At 33.5% G+C, this 19,705-nt stretch carries 17 protein-coding genes; 11 read left to right on the plus strand and 6 right to left on the minus strand.

What is annotated here, in order from left to right; translation table 11 throughout:
• Positions 1 to 148: 148 nt before the first annotated feature.
• The 6 genes from KZH69_RS06900 to KZH69_RS06925 all read right to left on the minus strand — a co-directional run bounded on the left by KZH69_RS06900 (position 149) and on the right by KZH69_RS06925 (position 11,667).
• Positions 149 to 4,195: a hybrid sensor histidine kinase/response regulator transcription factor gene (locus KZH69_RS06900; protein WP_255557664.1), complete on the minus strand. Its 4,047-nt coding sequence runs from the start codon at positions 4,193 to 4,195 to the stop codon at positions 149 to 151.
• A gap of 327 nt (positions 4,196 to 4,522) precedes the next feature.
• Entirely contained in the window at positions 4,523 to 6,817 is a 2,295-nt protein-coding gene (bglX, locus tag KZH69_RS06905) for a beta-glucosidase BglX (protein ID WP_219316724.1), read from the minus strand.
• A gap of 59 nt (positions 6,818 to 6,876) precedes the next feature.
• Positions 6,877 to 7,797 (minus strand): glycoside hydrolase family 16 protein, encoded by a 921-nt coding sequence (locus KZH69_RS06910; protein WP_219316725.1) that lies wholly within the window; start codon positions 7,795 to 7,797, stop codon positions 6,877 to 6,879.
• A gap of 461 nt (positions 7,798 to 8,258) precedes the next feature.
• The gene (locus KZH69_RS06915) at positions 8,259 to 9,485 is read right to left on the minus strand and encodes a Glu/Leu/Phe/Val dehydrogenase dimerization domain-containing protein (protein ID WP_219316726.1); all 1,227 of its coding nucleotides are present in this window, start codon (positions 9,483 to 9,485) and stop codon (positions 8,259 to 8,261) included.
• A gap of 259 nt (positions 9,486 to 9,744) precedes the next feature.
• Positions 9,745 to 10,320, minus strand: coding sequence for a chalcone isomerase family protein (locus KZH69_RS06920; RefSeq protein WP_219316727.1), 576 nt, complete (start codon positions 10,318 to 10,320; stop codon positions 9,745 to 9,747).
• 279 nt (positions 10,321 to 10,599) lie between these two features.
• Positions 10,600 to 11,667: an anhydro-N-acetylmuramic acid kinase gene (locus KZH69_RS06925; RefSeq protein ID WP_219316728.1), complete on the minus strand. Its 1,068-nt coding sequence runs from the start codon at positions 11,665 to 11,667 to the stop codon at positions 10,600 to 10,602.
• A gap of 96 nt (positions 11,668 to 11,763) precedes the next feature.
• Between KZH69_RS06925 and KZH69_RS06930 the strand changes: the two genes are divergently transcribed.
• From KZH69_RS06930 to KZH69_RS06980, 11 genes are all read left to right on the plus strand, one after another.
• Positions 11,764 to 12,903, plus strand: coding sequence for an acyl-CoA dehydrogenase family protein (locus KZH69_RS06930; RefSeq protein ID WP_219316729.1), 1,140 nt, complete (start codon positions 11,764 to 11,766; stop codon positions 12,901 to 12,903).
• A 130-nt stretch (positions 12,904 to 13,033) separates the two neighbouring features.
• Positions 13,034 to 13,711: a Crp/Fnr family transcriptional regulator gene (locus KZH69_RS06935; protein ID WP_219316730.1), complete on the plus strand. Its 678-nt coding sequence runs from the start codon at positions 13,034 to 13,036 to the stop codon at positions 13,709 to 13,711.
• 130 nt (positions 13,712 to 13,841) lie between these two features.
• Positions 13,842 to 14,378, plus strand: coding sequence for a carboxymuconolactone decarboxylase family protein (locus tag KZH69_RS06940; protein ID WP_219316731.1), 537 nt, complete (start codon positions 13,842 to 13,844; stop codon positions 14,376 to 14,378).
• Between the two features lie 76 nt (positions 14,379 to 14,454).
• On the plus strand, positions 14,455 to 14,868 hold the full coding sequence (locus KZH69_RS06945; protein ID WP_219316732.1) for a nuclear transport factor 2 family protein: 414 nt from the start codon (positions 14,455 to 14,457) through the stop codon (positions 14,866 to 14,868).
• A 75-nt stretch (positions 14,869 to 14,943) separates the two neighbouring features.
• Positions 14,944 to 15,825 carry a helix-turn-helix domain-containing protein gene (locus tag KZH69_RS06950; RefSeq protein ID WP_219316733.1) on the plus strand — a complete coding sequence of 294 codons (882 nt, stop codon included), beginning with the start codon at positions 14,944 to 14,946 and terminating at the stop codon, positions 15,823 to 15,825.
• A gap of 101 nt (positions 15,826 to 15,926) precedes the next feature.
• Positions 15,927 to 16,388 (plus strand): YHS domain-containing (seleno)protein, encoded by a 462-nt coding sequence (locus tag KZH69_RS06955; protein WP_219316734.1) that lies wholly within the window; start codon positions 15,927 to 15,929, stop codon positions 16,386 to 16,388.
• Positions 16,389 to 16,393: 5 nt separating this feature from the next.
• Entirely contained in the window at positions 16,394 to 16,777 is a 384-nt protein-coding gene (locus KZH69_RS06960) for a DoxX family protein (RefSeq protein ID WP_219316735.1), read from the plus strand.
• A 1-nt stretch (position 16,778) separates the two neighbouring features.
• Positions 16,779 to 17,108 carry a hypothetical protein gene (locus KZH69_RS06965; protein WP_255557665.1) on the plus strand — a complete coding sequence of 110 codons (330 nt, stop codon included), beginning with the start codon at positions 16,779 to 16,781 and terminating at the stop codon, positions 17,106 to 17,108.
• Positions 17,109 to 17,254: 146 nt separating this feature from the next.
• Positions 17,255 to 17,965 (plus strand): NRDE family protein, encoded by a 711-nt coding sequence (locus KZH69_RS06970; RefSeq protein ID WP_219316736.1) that lies wholly within the window; start codon positions 17,255 to 17,257, stop codon positions 17,963 to 17,965.
• 33 nt (positions 17,966 to 17,998) lie between these two features.
• Complete coding sequence (locus KZH69_RS06975; RefSeq protein ID WP_219316737.1) at positions 17,999 to 19,036, plus strand: ATP-grasp domain-containing protein; 1,038 nt, start codon at positions 17,999 to 18,001, stop codon at positions 19,034 to 19,036.
• A complete protein-coding gene (locus KZH69_RS06980) occupies positions 19,037 to 19,690 on the plus strand; it encodes a hypothetical protein (RefSeq protein WP_219316738.1) in 654 nt (217 codons plus the stop codon).
• The last annotated feature ends 15 nt before the right edge of the window (positions 19,691 to 19,705 follow it).

Genomic DNA, 19,705 nt, shown 5'->3' on the forward strand with positions numbered 1-19,705 from the left:
AATAGTTGAAGTCAAAACAGTCTAATAGTTTTTTCTTATTCCCTAAAGATGATTTAAGTGCATAAAAAGGATATGAATTTACTTATTTCAAGACCAAAAAAAAAGGTAATTCATCATGAATTACCTTTTTTAATCGTTGCTATTGCCACTATTCATTCGTTTTGGTTCTATCCTCATCACTTTTGTGTGTTGGAAGATGACCGTATTTTTCTTTAAAGCATTTTGTAAAGTAGGAGGGAGATGTAAATCCTACTTTATAGCTTATTTCATTGATGTTGTTATTTCCTAAGGCTATTAATTCTTTGGCTTTTTCTAATCTTACATTTCGAATGAACTCATTTACAGATACTCCAGTGAGTGTTTTTATTTTTCGATAAAGCTGGCTTCTGCTCAAGAATACTTTTGAAGCCAATATCTCAACACTTAAATCCGATTCGTTGATATTTTCGTGAATAAAATTCAATATTTTTTGAATAAAATCATTGTCTATTGTGGTTGTTTTTGCCTTTGTTTTTTTAGAAATTCCATGATAGAATTTATTGAACATAATCTGTCTGCTCGTGAGAAGCTGCACCAAACTGGACCTTAAAATATCCATGTCAAAAGGTTTGCTTAAATAAATATCGGCACCAGAATCTATTCCTTCCAGTTTGTCTTTGACCATAGCTTTTGCGGATAGCATCAATAATGGAATATGACTTGTTTTTATGTCTTTTTTTATGTTTTTACATAATTCCAAACCATCCATAATAGGCATAATAACATCTGTCATAATTATATCCGGAGATTTTTCTAAAGCCAATTCCAATCCTTTCTGACCATTTTCTGCAACAAGTACTTTGTATTCTTTTTTCAATTCATTTTTTAAGTAATTCCTCAATTCGGTATTGTCTTCAACGATAAGGATGGTGTGCACTTTTTCTGAAGCAGGTTCACTGGGGTTTTCTTTGTTTAGAATTGATAAAAGGTGTGGAGTTATTTTCGCTTCTCTTTTGAATGCATCTTTAACAATTTCATCTTCGGTAAAGAAATCATTTCCTAGCGGAAAAGTAACAGTAAATGTTGATCCAATTCCCAATTCACTTTCGACTTCAATTTTCCCTTTATGCAATTCAACAAATCCTCGAACGACCTCTAATCCAATTCCCGTACTGCCATAATAGGCTTTACTTAAATTGTTTACTTGATAAAATCGATCAAATATTTTTTTAATATCTTTTTTGTCTAATCCAGCGCCGGTATCGGATATTGCAATTTCAAAATAAGGAATTTCTTTTTCAATATTGGTTAACGGGAATTGCTCTGTTTTTTGTGATGCATTTATTTGAACTTTTATAAATCCATGATCGGCAGTAACTTTAAAAGCATTGGATACAATATTAAAAATAATTTTCTCAACCATTTTTGGGTCTAACCAATCGTGCAGTTCGGCTGTGTTTGATTCAAAAGCTAAGGTAATTCCACGGCTAGAAGCTTCTTCGTTAAAATACTCAATAATGTCCTTCGTAAAACAAACTATTTCTATTTTTTGCACTTGTACAACGACTTGATTGAACTGTAATTTATTGAAATCCATCAATTCATTTATCAGTTTTGAAAGACGATCAGAACTTTTGTGCATGATTTGCAGTTTATTCACAACATCATGCGGTAATTCTAAACTTTTATTTTTGATAAGATCGGCTAACGGATTTAGGATCAAAGTCAAAGGCGTTCTGAATTCATGGGAGATATTGGTGAAAAATTGTAATTTTTTCGTGTTTAATTTTTCTATTTGCTTTGCTTTATCCCTTTCAAATTTTATTGCTTGTTTTTCTTTAAATCGATTTTGAAAATATTTATTAATACCGTAAAAGGTCCCTGCAATTATTAAAAAATAGAAAAGATAAGCCCAAGATGTTCTCCACCAAGGCGGTAAAATTTCAATATAGAGTTGCAATGGTTTTTGATTCCAATTCCCGCCTCGCGCCGCCGACTTGACTTTAAAAACATATTTTCCGGGAGCCAAATTCGTATAAGTTGCTGAACGTTTATTTCCTACATAATTCCAGTTTTTTTCAAAACCTTCAAGATAATACGCATATTCATTGGTGCTTGGGTAGGAATAATTGAGGCCAATATATTCAATAGTAAATACTGATTGGTCGTAGTGAAGCGTAATATGATCGGTTTCGGATATTACTTTCGACAAAGGAGATTGTGGCTCATTTGGATGAATCGACTTGTTGAATAATTTAAAATCATTCAAATAAAGCAAAGGTTCTTTTATATTAGTTGAGGCTTTATTAGGATTGAAATAATTTATTCCTTCATAACTTCCAAAATACAAATCACCATTTTTGTCATTCAAGACTGCATTATTATTAAAGTCGTTACTTAAAAGGCCATCGTCGGTCGAGAAATTTATTGCTTTTTTGTTTTTTAGATCTAATTTGGTTATCCCTGTTTTTCCGCTAATCCAGATTGTACCATCACGGGATTCAGTTATAGCAACTACTAGTTTTTCTTTGAATCCTGGAAAATCACTGTACCAGGCTAATTTATTATTTTTTCCGTCATAACTAAACAAACCAGAACCAGCTGTTCCTATCCAAATAATTTTGGTTTTGGATTCATAAAGAGACAGAATCGTATTGGTGCTTTTATTGGATTTTATGCTTTTGGACATTACATTTTTCATCGATACAACAGAAAAAGTGGCATTTGAATTTCTGCGAACTTGGTATAAACCGTCTATTGTAGCAACCCATATTGCATTTCTAGAGTCTACTAAAACTTTTCGGATGTTAGCGGTGTTTAAATTGTTAGTGACAAATGGTTTTGAATCACAATGATGAAATTCATTTTTTAGAGGATCATAATAGTGTAATCCTTTCATGTAGGAACCTATCCAAACTATTCCTTTAGAATCCTCCGAAAAACTAAAAATTTGGTCAGATGTCAAACCTATTGTATTTTTCGAAGTGAAATTGACAAATGTTTTTGAACCTTTTTTCAAAAAATAGATGCCATCATTCCAACTTCCTAGCCAAATATTTTGCTGGCTATCTATAAAAACGGTTAAGATATTAGTACTTGTAAGTCCGGAATAATTTTTAGCATCTTGATTGTTAATGTGCTTAAAAACTTTAGTAGAAGGATTCAGAACATCGACTCCACCGCCCTCCATACTAATCCATAACTTGCCAGAATTGTCTTTTTCGATTCCAGTGACTGAGCTTGTTTGCAAAGAATTAGTGTTGGTTGGAACACTTTCTATAGCATTAAATTTAGCATTTCGTTTATCAAAAATCCCAACTCCTTTGTTGTAATAACCGAGCCAAATACGTTTGTCTTTATCTAAAAATAAGGACCAGATAGAATTGGATTTTAAACTATGGCTGTCCGATTTACTATTTAGATACCGATGTATTACATTTCCTTTATCACTGATTAAAAATAAGCCGTCATTTTCGGTGCCACACATAAGGGTATGAGAGTTGACGCCAATTACCGATAATATTTTATTTTTTGAAATTTGGAATCTGTCGATTTGAGCCATTTTTTGATTACTCGAAATTTTAAGTAATCCGTTGGAAATTGTACCAATCCATAAATTTTCAGAGGCATCAAGATATAAAGTTTCTATAGGATCTGTGACCGATATTTTTTGTGTGTTCCAAGTAAATTTTTTCACTTTGTTACTCCTAGAATCATATTCTATTAGCCCTAAATCTGTGCCTAGATAGAGAATTCCTTTTTTGTTTTTTACAAAACAGTTAATCTTACTGTCACTGTTTAATGGTGAGTTTAATTGGATAGACTCCATTTTAAAGGTTTTCAAATTTAATTTGAATAATCCGTGGGCATAAGTACCAACTAGAAGATTGCCTATGTTGTCCTGAATAATGCTTTTTACGGTTACTATATTTTTATATCCTTTTGTAAATGCATTTTTTAAGTCTATATTTTCAAATTTGTTTAGATTTCGATTATAGAAACACAGACCTTCATCTGTACCAACCCAAAGTCTATTGTATGAGTCAATGTAAGTTGCATAAATTAAATTACTGTTTATGGCGTTTTTGTTTTTCCAATCATATTCGTAGTTGGTATAATTTATACCGTCATATTTATACAATCCTGCACCATCGGTACCAAACCACATAAAACCATAATGATCTTGTGATATACTCGAAACAGCTCTTTTTGACATTCCCTCCTTTATACTAAGAAACTGAAAATTCTCGAATCTGTTTTGAGAAGACAAACTCGACGTGATAAAGAGGAAAAAGAGGAATATAGTGCTTTTTTTGTTACTGAACATTGTGAAATAATTTGGGTGTAAATGGCGATGCAATTTATATCAAAAAAAACAGATTATACCAATGAAAAATTTCGCCACTCTCGATTGTTATCGGGTGTGGCGAAAAATAGTTTAAACCATTCATTAACTGTTTTTTAGTAAAAAAAAACTAAACACTTAATAGCGAAAAAGTACTTATGTCTGGAATAGGCAAATGAATTATTTTATAAAGTAGGCCTACTGCAATTCAAAGTGACCTTCCAGTCCTTTGTCAGAGCTTCCTCCGACCATAATTTTGAAAGTACCAGCTTCTACCAAATAGTTTCCATCGTTATCAAAAAATCCTAGCTCTTTATCAGTTAGCACAAAGGTTACTGTCTTGGTTTCTCCTTTTTTCAGATTGATTAATTCGAATCCTTTTAATTCTTTTACAGGTCTGGCTAAACTAGCAGCAACATCTTGGATGTATAATTGTGCTACTTCTTTTCCGTCATAATTTCCAGAGTTTGTAACATCTACGTAAACTTCTACAGGCTCTCCTTTTGCAAAAGCGGCTTTATTTATTTTTAGATTTTTATATTCAAAAGTGGTATAGCTCAATCCGAAACCAAAAGGGAATTGTGGTGTTTTCTCAACATCGGAAAAGTGCGACCAAAATACATTTTTATCAACATCTGTTGGTCTTCCGGTGTTGTAGTTGTTGTAATAAATTGGACATTGACCTACGTTTCTAGGGAAGGACATTGGCAGTTTTCCACTAGGATTGTAATCTCCATACAGCACTTGAGCAACCGCATTTCCAGTTTGTGTTCCTAGTTGCCAAGCCTCTACAATGGTAGGGATGTGTGTTGCTGCCCAAGGAATTGACAATGGTCTTCCATTATTTAAAACTAAAACAATATTTGGATTTACTTTATAAATTGCCTCTAATAATTCTTGTTGGTTTCCAGGTAAATCCAGATTGGTTCTGCTGCGAGCTTCACCAGATTGAAATCCGTGTTCTCCTAAAACCATGACTACCACATCAGCAATAGATGCTGTTTTTTTGGCAGCTTCAAATCCGCTTGTATCGGTGGTATTGAAAACCAATTCGTCTAAGAAAGTAGTTTTTCCAACGGTTAAATCAGATCCTTTTTCATAGGTTAATTGATTGTCTTTGTATTGTTGCATTCCTTCTAGAACAGAAACAGCTGTATTGTCATCTGAAGCAATTCTCCAACTTCCCAATGGGCTGTTTTTATCATTGGCCAAAGCTCCAATTAAAGCAATTTTTTGTCCTGATTTTTTTAGCGGAAGCAACCCTTTTTCATTTTTTAAAAGGACAATCGATTTTTTGGCCATATCCAAAACACCTTCATTGTTGGCTTTGCTTCCAATGGTTGCCTTCTCCCTTTTTTCGTCACAATATCTATACGGATCGTCAAATAATCCTAACTCAAATTTCACACGCAAAATTCTGCGAACTGCATCATCAACCAAAGCTTCGCTGACCTTACCGGTTTTTACTAAATTCACCAACTCTTCCACATATAAATGGGATTCCATATCCATGTCAGAACCCGCGTTTACTGCTTTTTGGGTAGCTTCTGCACCATCTTTTGCAAATCCGTGTGCAATCATCTCACGAACCGAAGCCCAGTCTGAAACCACAAAACCGTCAAATTTCCATTTTCCTTTTAGAATATCCCTTTGTAAAAAAGAATTCCCAGTGGCAGGAATGCCATTTAGAATATTAAAAGAGTTCATGAACGTGCGGACACCAGCATCTATAGTTGCTTTAAACGGAGGTAAAACCGTGTTATATAGTTTAGAATTACTAATATCTACAGTATTATAATCACGACCGGACTCGGCAAAACCGTAGGCAGCAAAATGTTTTGCACAAGCCGCAATCGTGTTTACTTTAGCTAAATCAGCTCTGGAATCTCCTTGGAAACCAGTTATTCTTGCCGTAGCGATTTTACTTCCTAAATAAGGATCTTCTCCAGCCCCTTCCATTACACGTCCCCAACGCGCATCATTAGAAATATCGACATTAGGCCCAAAAGTCCAGTTAATCCCCACAGACGAGGCTTCATCCGCCGCTATTTGAGCTGATTTTTTTATTGCTTCCATATCCCAGCTTGCTGCTTCTGCTAGCGGAATTGGACTTAATGTTTTGTACCCGTGAATTACGTCAAACCCAATAATCAATGGAATGCCCAAACGAGTTTCTTCCACCGCAATTTTTTGAACTGCTCTTACCTCTTTCACGCCACGAACAGTAAGCATTGAGCCTACCCAGCCGTCACGCAAATGTTTGTATTTTAATTCGGCATTTCCTCCTTTGGGGGCAGGGCCTGTCACTTCCCAAAAACCATTGTACTGGTTCATTTGACCCACCTTTTCCTCTAGAGTCATTTGCTTCATTAGTAAATTGATACGCTCTTCTATTGGCTTTGTTTTGTCTAAATAAGACTTTTTTTGAGCGTTAATAGTTCCAATTGTTAGTAAGGTATAAAGCCCTATGGTTATTGTTTGTTTATATGTCATTGTATGGTTTATTTTCTTTTTGGCCCCCTTATAGATAAGTTATGAATATGTAATTTATTTTAGATTGATCTTTTATAGACTGTAACGTCATCTACCCACATCATGACAGTAGAAAATAAATTTATTTTATTCGGATCTATAAAATTCGAATCATTGGATCCTACATTCAAATTGAAAATTATATTATGCGGCCCAAAATTATTTAAATTAAGCTTAGATACGCTACTATTAGTATAGGTTGAAACAGTCGCTCCATCTAATTTTATAGTTACCGTAACCACGTTGTTTTTCATACTCCAAAAGGACTCGTACAAATGCCATCCGTTATTCCCATTTAGATTAAATGTACTTGGATAGTTTCTTTCAGCTGTGTTTCCTAATTGGTTTGTACCCGAAGCTGTTCCATAAAAAAGATTAGAAGTAAAGCGAGATACATTTGGCGCAAACGAATAACCTTCCATGATGTCAATTTCACCTTGAACTGGCCAAGCATTTTCTTGAACACTCCAGAAAGCAGGCCAAGCCCCGTAAGTGTCTGTGAATGATTTATAGTTAGCACCATCCATAGCTATTAATTTAATATTAGCGGAGAGCATGTATTCTGTGTTGTTTTCTGGCTTATACTGATAGTTAGACTTAATTAGACCCGATTGATATTTTGTTGCACTTAGCTTCGTGGTCTTAATTTCTAAACATCCTTTTCCGTCTCTTGTTTGTATTGAAGGCACAGAACTGTTATAGTCACAATATTTTGAGTTATAATCAGTACGTTGTGCTTTTGTCCATTGTGAAAGTGTAGCGCCCACATTAAAAGTGTCTTCAAATTGTTTTACCCAAGGAGCAGCAGCGACTTTACTGGTATTATTATTTGGTGCAGTACTTACTGATTGAGTTTCTGTTTCAAGAGCCGGATTGTCAGAGCAGGATGCAAATCCTAATGCAATTGATAGTGCTAATGTAATCATACTTATTTTTTTCATGATTTCCTTTTAATAATTATTTTTTTGGTTATAATAGGTTGTAATTTGAGGGTTGCATTAGTTGTTCAAGTTGTTTTTATAGAATTAAAGGTTGTTTTTAAAGTAATATTATTTCGAAAATTTAAATTCGGAAGATATTGTTTTACTGTAGTTAATGTACTGTCAAACAGTGAAAATATTTTGTATAAAAGTAGATGTATATTGAAAATGCTGGTAGTAAATTTGAAGCATAATATAGCATAAATGATGTATTTAGTAACTGTTTTTGGTTGGATTGGCCATTGATTGGGGGTTTTGCAGCAATTCGATATTTTTTTATAAAAAGTAAACCCAGGACCTACAGTAGATTTCTATTGCGGATTCTGGGTTTAATAAGAAAACTTTATAAACAAAAAAAACACGGAGCAAACAGTTTTAAATCTGTTCAATCCGTGTTGACTATTTTGAGTCAAATGATTGTATTATGTCAATTGCTTTAAAGCAATTTCAAATGCCGTAGCACTAATGTTTGTTTTAGAGTTGTTTAAGTCGTATGCTTTGGCAATGGCTTTTTTGATTGTTTCGGAAGTGTCGTTAAAAATGGCTTCGTCAGTCATTTGTACTTTTTTCTCCATGAAATAAGCAAAAACTCTAGCCATTCCACAATTCGAGATAAAATCAGGAATTAAGCTCACTTTGTGATCTACCTCTTCCATAATGGAACCGAAGAAAATTTCTTTGTCTGCAAATGGAACGTTGGCTCCACATGATATTACTTCCAATCCATTCGCGATTAAGCTATCAATTTGATTTTGGGCGACCAATCTTGAAGCAGCGCAAGGTGTAAATATTTCGGCACCAATAGTCCAGATTTTTTGGTTGATTTCCTCAAAAGGAATCATTTTATCGGCAACCAATTTGTTTCCGTCTTTAGCAAGGAACAATGCTTTTATTTCTTCAAAAGTAAAACCTTCTTCGTTGATTAATCCTCCGTCTCTATCAATAATACCAATAATTTTGGCTCCCATTTCGGCTAAATAAAAGGCTGCAGCCGATCCTACATTTCCGAAACCTTGTACGATGGCTTTCTTCCCTTTGACAGAACCACCATAAATATCGTAGAAGTGGCGTACTGCTTCGGCAACGCCATAACCGGTAATCATATCGGCAATGGTATATTTTCTGGTTACATCAGGTGAGAATTTTGGGTTTTCGATTACTTTAATTACTCCTTGACGCAATTGTCCAATTCTATTGATTTTATCGGCTTCGGTAGGTTTGAAGTGTCCGTTAAAAACACCTTCCTGTGGATGCCAAACACCACATTCTTCGGTCATTGGGATTACTTCGTGAATCTCATCCACATTCAAATCGCCACCTGTTCCGTAATAACTTTTTAATAATGGGGAAACCGCTTTGTACCAACGTTGCAAAACACCTTTTTTGCGAGGGTCGTTTGGGTCAAAATTGATTCCAGATTTAGCACCGCCAATCGCTGGTCCAGAAACTGAAAATTTCACTTCCATGGTTTTTGCCAATGACAAAACCTCATTCATATCAAGCCCTTTTCTCATTCGGGTTCCGCCACCTGCAGCTCCACCACGAAGGGAGTTGATTACAGTCCAACCTTCAGCCTCGGTTTCGGAATCTTTCCAGTTGAAAATAATTTCAGGGGCTTTATTTTCAAATTGCTGCAATAAATCTTTCATATTATTGTGATATATTTATTTTTGGCAAATATATAAAAGGTTTTATGAGAAATATGTATTTGATATTTTTTTTTTTTGCACTCGCAATATCTCCATAAAAAAAATGCTTCTATATCGTAAATAGATACAAAAGCACTTTTATTTTTAAGGTCTTTTATGCAAAATTAGCATGATGGTATTGGTATTGGCAACCAATTTTAAATCATGCTCATTTTGTAAATGTGGTATTTATATGTTTTGTGAATTGCAAAAATGGGTATTAGATACCTAATAAACTATTTTTCAAATCTTCATCAACTGGTTTGTCTCCCAACCAAATTCCGAAAAATACTTTCTTGAATTCAATACCTTCAACTTTTCCTTTTAATTCACGGTTTTTTATCACCCAAACTGATTTGTCGATTGGATTATAAGTTAATTCGAATACATCCCCTTTAGTGATTTCATCAGATAAAAAACTTTTCAATAATTCCATTTTTGGTTTTAAAGCTTCGAATTTGTCACCTGCTGATTTTTCGAATCCGGCATTCATAGCTCTAGTTAATTTACCAGATGAAACCAATGCAGAAGTAATTTCGATACGAATTGACATTTCTGAGTTATCATTGATGATTTCTTTCGGATCTTGTGATAATTGACTTAAATATAAAGCTTGGATATATACTTCAACCCACATTTTTGATCTGGACCCTGCACCGTTCAGTTGTAGTGTTTTGTTTTCAAATTTCATTGTTCTAGGGATAGTTACCCCTTCAAATACGATTTGTTTTTGAGCATTTGCCTCAGAGAATAAGGAAGAAATAACTAATGTTATTACCAATAATATTTTTTTCACAATGATGATAATTTATAATTTCGAGCAAAAATAATGTTAAATTATCATAAACGACAGGTCGTGGCAGCTTTTTTTTATTAAATGTGTATTTTATAACGTTGTAGTTCATTTTTTCTTATAAAAACGCAATGATCTAGTAAATAATCACTTACATTCAAAGTAGGAAAATGTATTAAGTTTGTGTTTCTGATTATTCTATTGCTGCTTATTGAACATTTGTTAATAGAGATAAGAGAGAAAATGATTAAAATATTTTTATTAAAAGATAGAAAGCTTTTTTTAATAATTATAAATTATTCCGGAACTGTGATCGTGTTTCGCGCCAGTTACGCTTTGAAGCGCATTTATCTCCCCACGTATTTTTAAAACTCCTAGTAATGCAAAAATTAGTGCTTCTTTGAATTCCAGGATTTTTTTCGACGGAATAATCACATGCATTTCTGGCAAGTGAAATTGAATCCTTTCAATTAGAAAGTTATTATAAGCGCCACCTCCAGTAGTTAACATGCTTCCTTTTTTATTGGGCAAAGCCAATGCTATTTGAACGGCAATATGTTCTGTATAGGTGTGCAATTTATCTTCAATGGATATTGGGTAACGTTCTATGATGGGTAAAATAATTTTTTTTACAAATTCAAAGCCCAATGATTTCGGGTGTTTTTTTTGATAAAAATCCAAAGCATTTAATTCATTCAGTAAATCAATTGAACAATTGCCTGTTCTTGAAATTTGACCTTTGTCGTCATAATCCATAGCCAACTGATTGGCATAAAAATTAAGCACCGTGTTGACAGCCGAAATGTCAAAAGCAATTCGGGTCTTGTTTTCTTCAAAAGACACATTTGAAAAACCGCCAAGATTCATACAATAATCATATTCCGAAAATAAGATGCCATCTCCAATTGGAACCAACGGTGCACCTTGTCCTCCTAATTGCACGTCTTGGATTCTAAAATCGCAAACTACTTTTTGCTGTGTCAGTTTTGCAATTTCAGGTAAATTTCCAATTTGAAGTGTAAATCCATTTTGTGGCTGATGCAAAATAGTGTGTCCGTGGGAACATACCGAATCTAAATCTTGAATGTCATGCTTATTTATAAATTGAACAATGATGGAAGCCAGAAGTTGAGTATAGTTTTTATTTAATTCTTCAAGTTGGTTTTCAGTGTAATCTACTGCTGTTTTTAAAGTTGAAATCCAACTAGAATCGTAAGAAATGGTTTCGCATTCCAAGATTTCAAATGCCCATTTATCATTTTTTATTTCGAATTGAATATGAGCCAAATCGACTCCATCAAGCGAAGTTCCTGACATCACTCCGATAACGTTATAGTAATCTTTTTTCATAGGCCAAATTTACGATTCAAAATTGAAAAATTCATAATTAAAAATTACCTTTGACAACATTTTTAAAACAAAAACCAATTTTTATTTTATATTATTATGGATTTTAATCTAACCGAAGAACAATTGATGATACAGCAAGCAGCGCGAGATTTTGCTCAAACTGAATTGTTGGAAGGCGTAATAGAAAGAGATGAGCACTCTAAATTTCCTACCGAACAAGTCAAAAAAATGGCCGAGCTAGGTTTTCTGGGAATGATGGTTGATCCAAAATATGGAGGTTCAGGTCTGGATAGCGTTTCTTATGTTTTAGCCGTTTCAGAAATTGCCAAAATTGATGCATCGGCAGCTGTAATTATGTCTGTAAATAATTCATTGGTTTGTGCAGGATTGGAAAAATATTGTAATGAGGAGCAAAAGATGAAATATTTGGTTCCTCTTGCCAAAGGAGAGGTAATTGGAGCATTTTGTTTATCGGAACCAGAAGCTGGATCAGATGCAACTTCTCAAAAAACTACAGCGATTGACAAAGGAGATCATTATTTATTGAATGGAACCAAAAACTGGATTACTAATGGCGCTTCGGCCTCAACTTATATAGTAATTGCTCAAACCGATGTAGAGAAAGGACATAAAGGAATCAACGCTTTTATTGTTGAAAAAGGTTGGGCTGGATTTGACATTGGTCCGAAAGAAAAGAAAATGGGTATTCGTGGTTCAGACACACATTCTTTATTGTTTAATGATGTAAAAGTACCTAAGGAAAATAGAATTGGAGCTGATGGTTTTGGATTTAATTTTGCAATGGCAGTTTTAAACGGTGGAAGAATTGGTATTGCATCCCAAGCATTAGGAATTGCAACAGGAGCTTACGAATTGGCCTTAAAATATTCACAGGAACGTAAGGCTTTTGGAAAAGAAATTTTCAAACATCAAGCCATCGCTTTCAAACTGGCTGATATGGCAACTCAAATTTCGGCTGCCAGATTGTTGTGTTTTAATGCGGCATACCAAAAAGATGCAGGAATGGACATTTCCCAATCAGGAGCAATGGCGAAATTGTTTGCTTCTCAAACTGCTATGGATACTACTATTGAAGCCGTACAAATTCATGGCGGAAATGGTTATGTAGCCGAGTATCATGTAGAGCGTATGATGCGTGATGCCAAAATTACTCAAATATATGAAGGGACTTCCGAAATTCAACGTATTGTGATTTCAAGAACCTTAGTTTCATAATTATTTTTTTTACTCAATATATAAATCCAAACTTGAATTTTCGAGTTTGGATTTTTTATTTGGTAGATGCATTTTTTAAAAGCGACTTTGTTTATTTTTACACGAATTAGCAACACACTTTTAAATAGTTATGTACGACGAATTAAAATATTGGTATCTTCGAGATCACAAATTATTTTGGACATTGAGTATGTCACAAATTAAGCAGTTGTGCATCATTACAGGTTTTAAAAAAGCCAAAAAAGGTGATGTTATCTATTTTTCTTCCTCCGATGTGCCTCGGGTTTTTCTACTTAAAAAAGGAAGTATCAAAATTGTTGCTGTCGATGAAGACGGGAACGAAACCATCAAAGATATTATTCAAAAAGGCGATTTGTTTGGCGAACTGACTTTGGAAAATGATGTGAATTCCAATGAATATGCAAAGGCATTGACCGATGAAATTATTATTTGTAGTTTCCTACTTTCCGATTTTGAAAATTTATTGCTTCAAAATCCTAGTTTGGCGTTGTCATATACCAAGTTTGTAGGATTGAAAATGAAGCGCATTAAAAACAATTATGCTAATTTAATTTCTAAAGATGCCAAAACCCGGTTGTATCAATTTTTAAAAGATTGGGCCGAAAGAGAAGGCAAGCGAACGGATAATAGAGTTGTTATTGAAAATTATCTCACCCAGAATGATATGGCTCAAATTATTTGTACTTCAAGACAAACAACCACTCAATTGCTAAATGAAATGGAAACTAATGGATTGTTGTACTACAATCGTAAAGAAATTATCATTGAAGATATTACCAAATTATAGTTTTCTAACTTCTTCTTTTGAGGAAGGAAAATTGTCCACCACCTTGCGTTTATTATCCATTTTATAACTTTTAAAGCTGTTGCATCTTTGTAATGTCAATAAAGACAAGCAATTTTTAAAAATAAATAAGATGACAACTACAACATTTTCAGTTCCAACAAGATCAGAAGTTTCAGAAAACAATCAAGTAATTTTTGATAATTTACAAAAAGCATTAGGATTTGTTCCCAATTTATATGCTACGATTGGCTATTCAAAAAATGGGTTAGAAAAATATTTGGCCTATCAAAATGCTAAAACCTCTTTGTCCAATAAAGAAAAAGAAGCGGTAAATTTAATTGTAAGCCAAGTTAACAATTGTATTTATTGCCAAAGTGCCCATACCGTTATTGGGAAAATGAATGGTTTTACAGATGAACAATTGTTGGACATTCGTAAAGGAAAATCTACTGATGCAAAATTGAATGCTTTGGTTCAATTGGCAGCTGAAATTACACAAACAAGAGGAAACGCTAATTCAGATTTAGTAGATGCTTTCTTTGCACAGGGTTTTACAAATGAGAATTTAGTAGATTTGATACTTCAAGTGAGTGATAAAACAGCGTTGAATTATCTACATAATTTGACACAAGTGCCAGTTGATTTTCCTTTGGCACCCGCTTTATAATTTTTATTTTTTTGAAATCAAAAGATGCAAATCAATTTAATTTGGTTTGCATTCTTTTTAAATAAACTCAATTATCATGGAACAAAGACATCCACTTCCTCCATTTAATATGGAAACTGCCTTGCAAAAAGTACAATTGGCCGAAGATGCCTGGAATAGTAAAGATCCAGAGCGTGTTGCTTTGGCCTATACTGTTGATACGGAATGGCGTAATAGAACCGATTTTATTAATGGTCGTGAAGCCGTAAAAGAATTCCTGAAAGGCAAATGGGAAAGAGAACTCGATTATAAACTCAAAAAAGAATTATGGGGTTTTCGCGAAAATAGAATGGCAGTTCGTTTTGAGTATGAATATAGAAATGCAGCAGGACAATGGTTTCGCGCCTACGGAAATGAGAACTGGGAATTTGACGAAAATGGTTTGATGCGCAAACGCTTTGCCAGTATCAATGATTTGCCAATAGAGGAGAAGGATAGAAAATTTAAATAATTGTCATGGCTGAGAATCTTAAAAACCAATTAAAAGATTCTCGTTTGAATTAAATTTGTTTATAAATTAAATAGTATGATAGATCAATCCACGTTTACTTTAGTCAATCCACAAAACGGAAATTTGGCTTTCAAACTTTTTTCTTTTGAAAGCATTTCTTGTTTTGATCATATTCAGCGATTGAATTATTATTCATTAATTTGGGTTCAAAAAGGGGAAGGTAAAGTAAAAGTAGATTTTTCAGAATATGATTTTTCAGAAAATCAATTGTTGGCTTTTGCACCCTATCAGCCTTTTATGTTATCATCTGACGTTGCTATAGAAGGGAAAGTAATTCATTTTCATCCCGATTTTTTTTGTATTATGAAGCACCATGACGAAGTAGCTTGTAATGGGGTTTTGTTTAATAATATTTATGAACCACCGTATGTGTTGATTGATGAGGCTGCTAAAGCCACATTCAATATGGTTTTGGAACAAATGAAGATTGAAATGCAAAATCCTGCGTTAGCACAATATGAATTGTTAATTTCCTATTTGAAAATTTTCCTCATTACCGCTTCTCGACTAAAAAAAGAACAGCAACCAAAAGAGTCTGCTCCAATAGAAGAAAATACGGCACCATTTATTCTTCAAAATTTAAAAAATTTCATTGAACAAAATTTCAAAACCAAACATTCTGCCAGTGATTATGCTGATTTACTTAATATTTCTCCAAAAGCTTTAGCGAAAATCACCAAAAATCACTTCAATAAAACATTGACCAATTTAATTGCAGAACGCATTATTATCGAAGCTAAACGTGAATTATACTTGACAAATAAACCAGTCAAAGAAATTGCCTATGAACTCGGGTATGATGATGAACATTATTTTAGTCGCTTTTTTAAAACCAATGCCGAAGTTTCGCCTCAAATATATCGTGACACGGTTGGTTTTGCCAAGGCAGTCAATTGATTTAGAAAAATTTGCCTCCAATGTAAACTACCCGACATTTTAGCTTTTTTTACTGCTTTACATTTGTAATATCAAAATCGATAAACAAAAAAATAGTTATTATGAAAAGAGTAATAGTACTGCTGTTGGTTGTCTTCGCTTTCTCAACCACATTTGCACAAAGTGCAAGCAAAAAACTATCCGAATATAATTTGGAAAATAAAGTTGCCATTCAAGGCTTCGATCCCGTGTCTTATTTTAAACAAAATAAGGCCATGAAAGGGAGAAAAGAAATTTCAATTACTTATGATGGAGTGATGTATCAATTTTCTTCAACTGCAAATAAAGAAATTTTCTTGAAAAATCCAGCTTCCTTCGAGCCACAATACGGTGGTTGGTGTGCTTATGCTATGGGAAGTGCTGGAGAAAAAGTCGAAATTAATCCGGAAACTTTTAAAGTTATTGATGGCAAATTGTATCTGTTTTATAATGCTTATTTCAACAACACCCTAAAAAGCTGGAACAAGGATGAAACCAGTTTGAAAGTAAAAGCTGATGCCAATTGGAAGAAAATTAAAAAATAGAAATCATGAAAATATCAATTGTACAATGGTTGTTTCGGCTAACTGCTGCAATCATTTTATTGCAAACGCTGTATTTTAAATTTACGGCTGCAGAAGAGAGTGTTTATATTTTCTCGACCTTGGGAATAGAGCCGTATGGCAGAATTGGATCGGGAGTAGCCGAGTTAATCGCTGCTATCTTAATTCTGATTCCAAGAACAACTTTATTGGGGGCTTTGTTGGGTGCAGGAGTAATGCTTGGCGCTATTTTTTCGCATCTTTTTGTATTAGGAATAGAAGTGAAAAATGATAGAGGAGAGTTATTTATTTTAGCAATAATTACCTTTCTTTGTTGTCTTGCATTAATTTATTGGAATAAAAGTAAAATGATTAACCTCTTAAAATTATAATATGCTAATTCCATCTATAAATAATAGTCTTGATGAATTGATTGAATTGCTCAACCAATTGTCTAAAGAGGAATATTTGGAACCTTGTTTTGAATTGAGTGGCTCTAGTATTGGTGAGCATACTCGGCATATCGTTGAAATGTTTCAGTGTTTGAATCGGAATTATAATTCAGGAATCGTGAATTATGATAAAAGAGATCGAAATAAACTGATTCAAACCAATACAGATTTTGCAATTCAAGCAATTTTGGATGTCAAAGACGGTATTTTAAAAGAAAATAAAAATTTAGAATTGCACCAAATGATGGATGGTATTGCTATCAAAATTTAAAGTAACTATTACCGAGAGTTGCTATATAATTTGGAACATTGTATTCATCACCAAGCATTGATTAAAGTAGCAATTTTAAAGTCTGAAAAAATAACGGTTGATTCCAATTTTGGGGTGGCTCGTTCAACAATCGAATACAGGAAACAATGTGTACAGTAAGTTTTGTTTGCTCGAATGGTAAAATTATCATTACGTCCAATCGTGATGAAAAAATAATGCGACCGACTGCAATTCCGCCCAAAAATTACACCTTGAACGGAAAAAATATTATTTATCCAAAAGACTCCAAAGCAGGGGGAACTTGGTATGTGGTAGACGAAAACGGAACCGTTTTGGTCTTACTCAATGGAGCCGATGAAAAGCATGAAGTTCAATTACATTATCGAAAAAGCCGCGGTTTGATTGTGCTAGAGATGATTAGTAGTGCTTCGCCAAAGCAATTTTGGGATGAAATTGATTTAGAAAATATCGAACCTTTTACATTAGTTTTGTTTCAGGAAAAACTGCTTTTTCAATTGCGCTGGAATGGAGCCGAAAAATCAACTACAACTTTAAATACTGATAAAAATTATGTTTGGTCTTCGTCAACCCTTTATTCAAAAGACATTCGAGAGCAGCGTTCGAATTGGTTTTATTCTTTTTTAGATGCCAATCCTGAAATTACACAAGACAAAATGCTGCATTTTCATCGTTATACGGAAGAAAATAACAATGAACATGGCTTGGTAATTAATCGAAACAATCAATTGAAAACATTAAGTATTACCCAATCGGTAATTGAGAAGAATAAGGTTATTATGAATTATTTAGACTTGATTGCTGAAAAAGAATATTCTAAAACGTTTATTTCCATCTAATAACTTTGATAAGTTTATAAAATAATTACAAAATTGAAACTATTCTTTCACAAATTGACACACTGGGAGTATTGGCCTTTTCAAATCGTTTATATACCGATTTATTTCCTATGGGCGTATTATTCGATTAAGGCGAAATCTATTTTTTTCTTCAATGCTTCCAATCCAACCATTAAAAATGGCGGTTTTATGATGGAAAGTAAAAAGCAAATTTATAATTTGATTCCTCAAAATTATTATCCCAAAACCGAATTGGTGAAAGCCAGAACTTCTGTTGAAGAGATTAGTAAAATATTAGAAAATGCAGGAATTAAATATCCTTTTATTGCCAAACCGGATATTGGTTTGAGAGGGTCTGCCGTTAAAAAAATAGTAACTCCAACCGATTTAAAACAGTATTCTGAAAGTGCTTATTTTGATTTTATTGTGCAGGATTTGATTCCGTATGAAAATGAAGTCGGTGTTTTTTATGTACGCTATCCACACGAAAAGAAAGGAAGAATTACAGGTATAGTCGCTAAGGAATTTCTAATAATTACCGGAAATGGAGTGGCAACTATTGAGGAATTGATAAAACAAAATCCTAGATACGAATTGCAGTTAAAAGTGCTAAAGCAAGAATATGGAAGTAAATTGCAGACGGTTTTGCCTGTAGGCGAAAAAATAAATCTTGTGCCTTATGGGAATCATGCTCGTGGAGCCAAATTTATAGATGGAAGTCATAGGGTAACACCAAAACTTACCGACACTTTTAACGAAATGTGTATGCAAATTCCTGGTTTTCATTTTGGAAGGTTGGATATAATGTACAACACTTTTGAGGAATTAGAACAAGGGAAAAGTTTCTCGGTGGTCGAGTTAAATGGAGCAGCAAGCGAGCCAACTCATATTTATGACCCTGAACATTCCTTGCTATTTGCTTGGAAAGAATTGGCAAGGCACATTACCTATATGTATGAAATAAGTGTAGCCAACCGTAAATTGGGCTTTCCGTATTTGGCACACAAAGAAGGGATGAAAGAATACCGTTTGCATCAAAAGCAAAATAAGAGAATTGTAAATTTCCAATAAATGAAAGCTATAAAAAATTTAATTGTTGGATTTATTGTGAGTTTTTTAGGTTCGCTACCCTTGGGTTATTTGAATATTATTGGAGTTGAGGTTTTGTCTAAATTAGGAATAAACGCTTTGGTTTCTTATTTATTGGGCGTGATTGTTATTGAAGCAGTTGTCATTTATTTTACTGTTATTTTTTCAAACCAATTGGCAGAAAATAAAAAATTGATGAAAAGCATCGATTTCTTTGCGGTCTTTTTTCTTTTATTGATTGCTTATGTATTTTATGCCTATTCGAATCAAACGACTCAAGAACATAATTATTTGGAAGATTACATTCAATATTCTCCCTTTTTGATTGGGTTCGTTTTATGCGGATTGAATTTTCTTCAAATACCTTTTTGGATGGGTTGGAATTTGTACCTAATGAATGCCAAACACATATCGTTATCCAAAAAACTTAAATTTCATTATATTTTTGGTACTTTACTTGGTGCTTTTTTTGGAATGCTAGCTGTAATCGTTTTATTGGATTCGCTTTCCCAAAAAATATTGAATTATTCCAAAATTATTATACCAATTGTTATACCATTGTTTTTTGTAGTCTTGGCTTGTTTTCAGGCCCGAAAAGTCTATAAAAAGTATTTAAAAAAAACCGCTACATTCTAAAAAGAAAGCATTTAA

Source organism: Flavobacterium taihuense (genome assembly GCF_019351435.1).
GTDB lineage: Bacteria > Bacteroidota > Bacteroidia > Flavobacteriales > Flavobacteriaceae > Flavobacterium > Flavobacterium taihuense.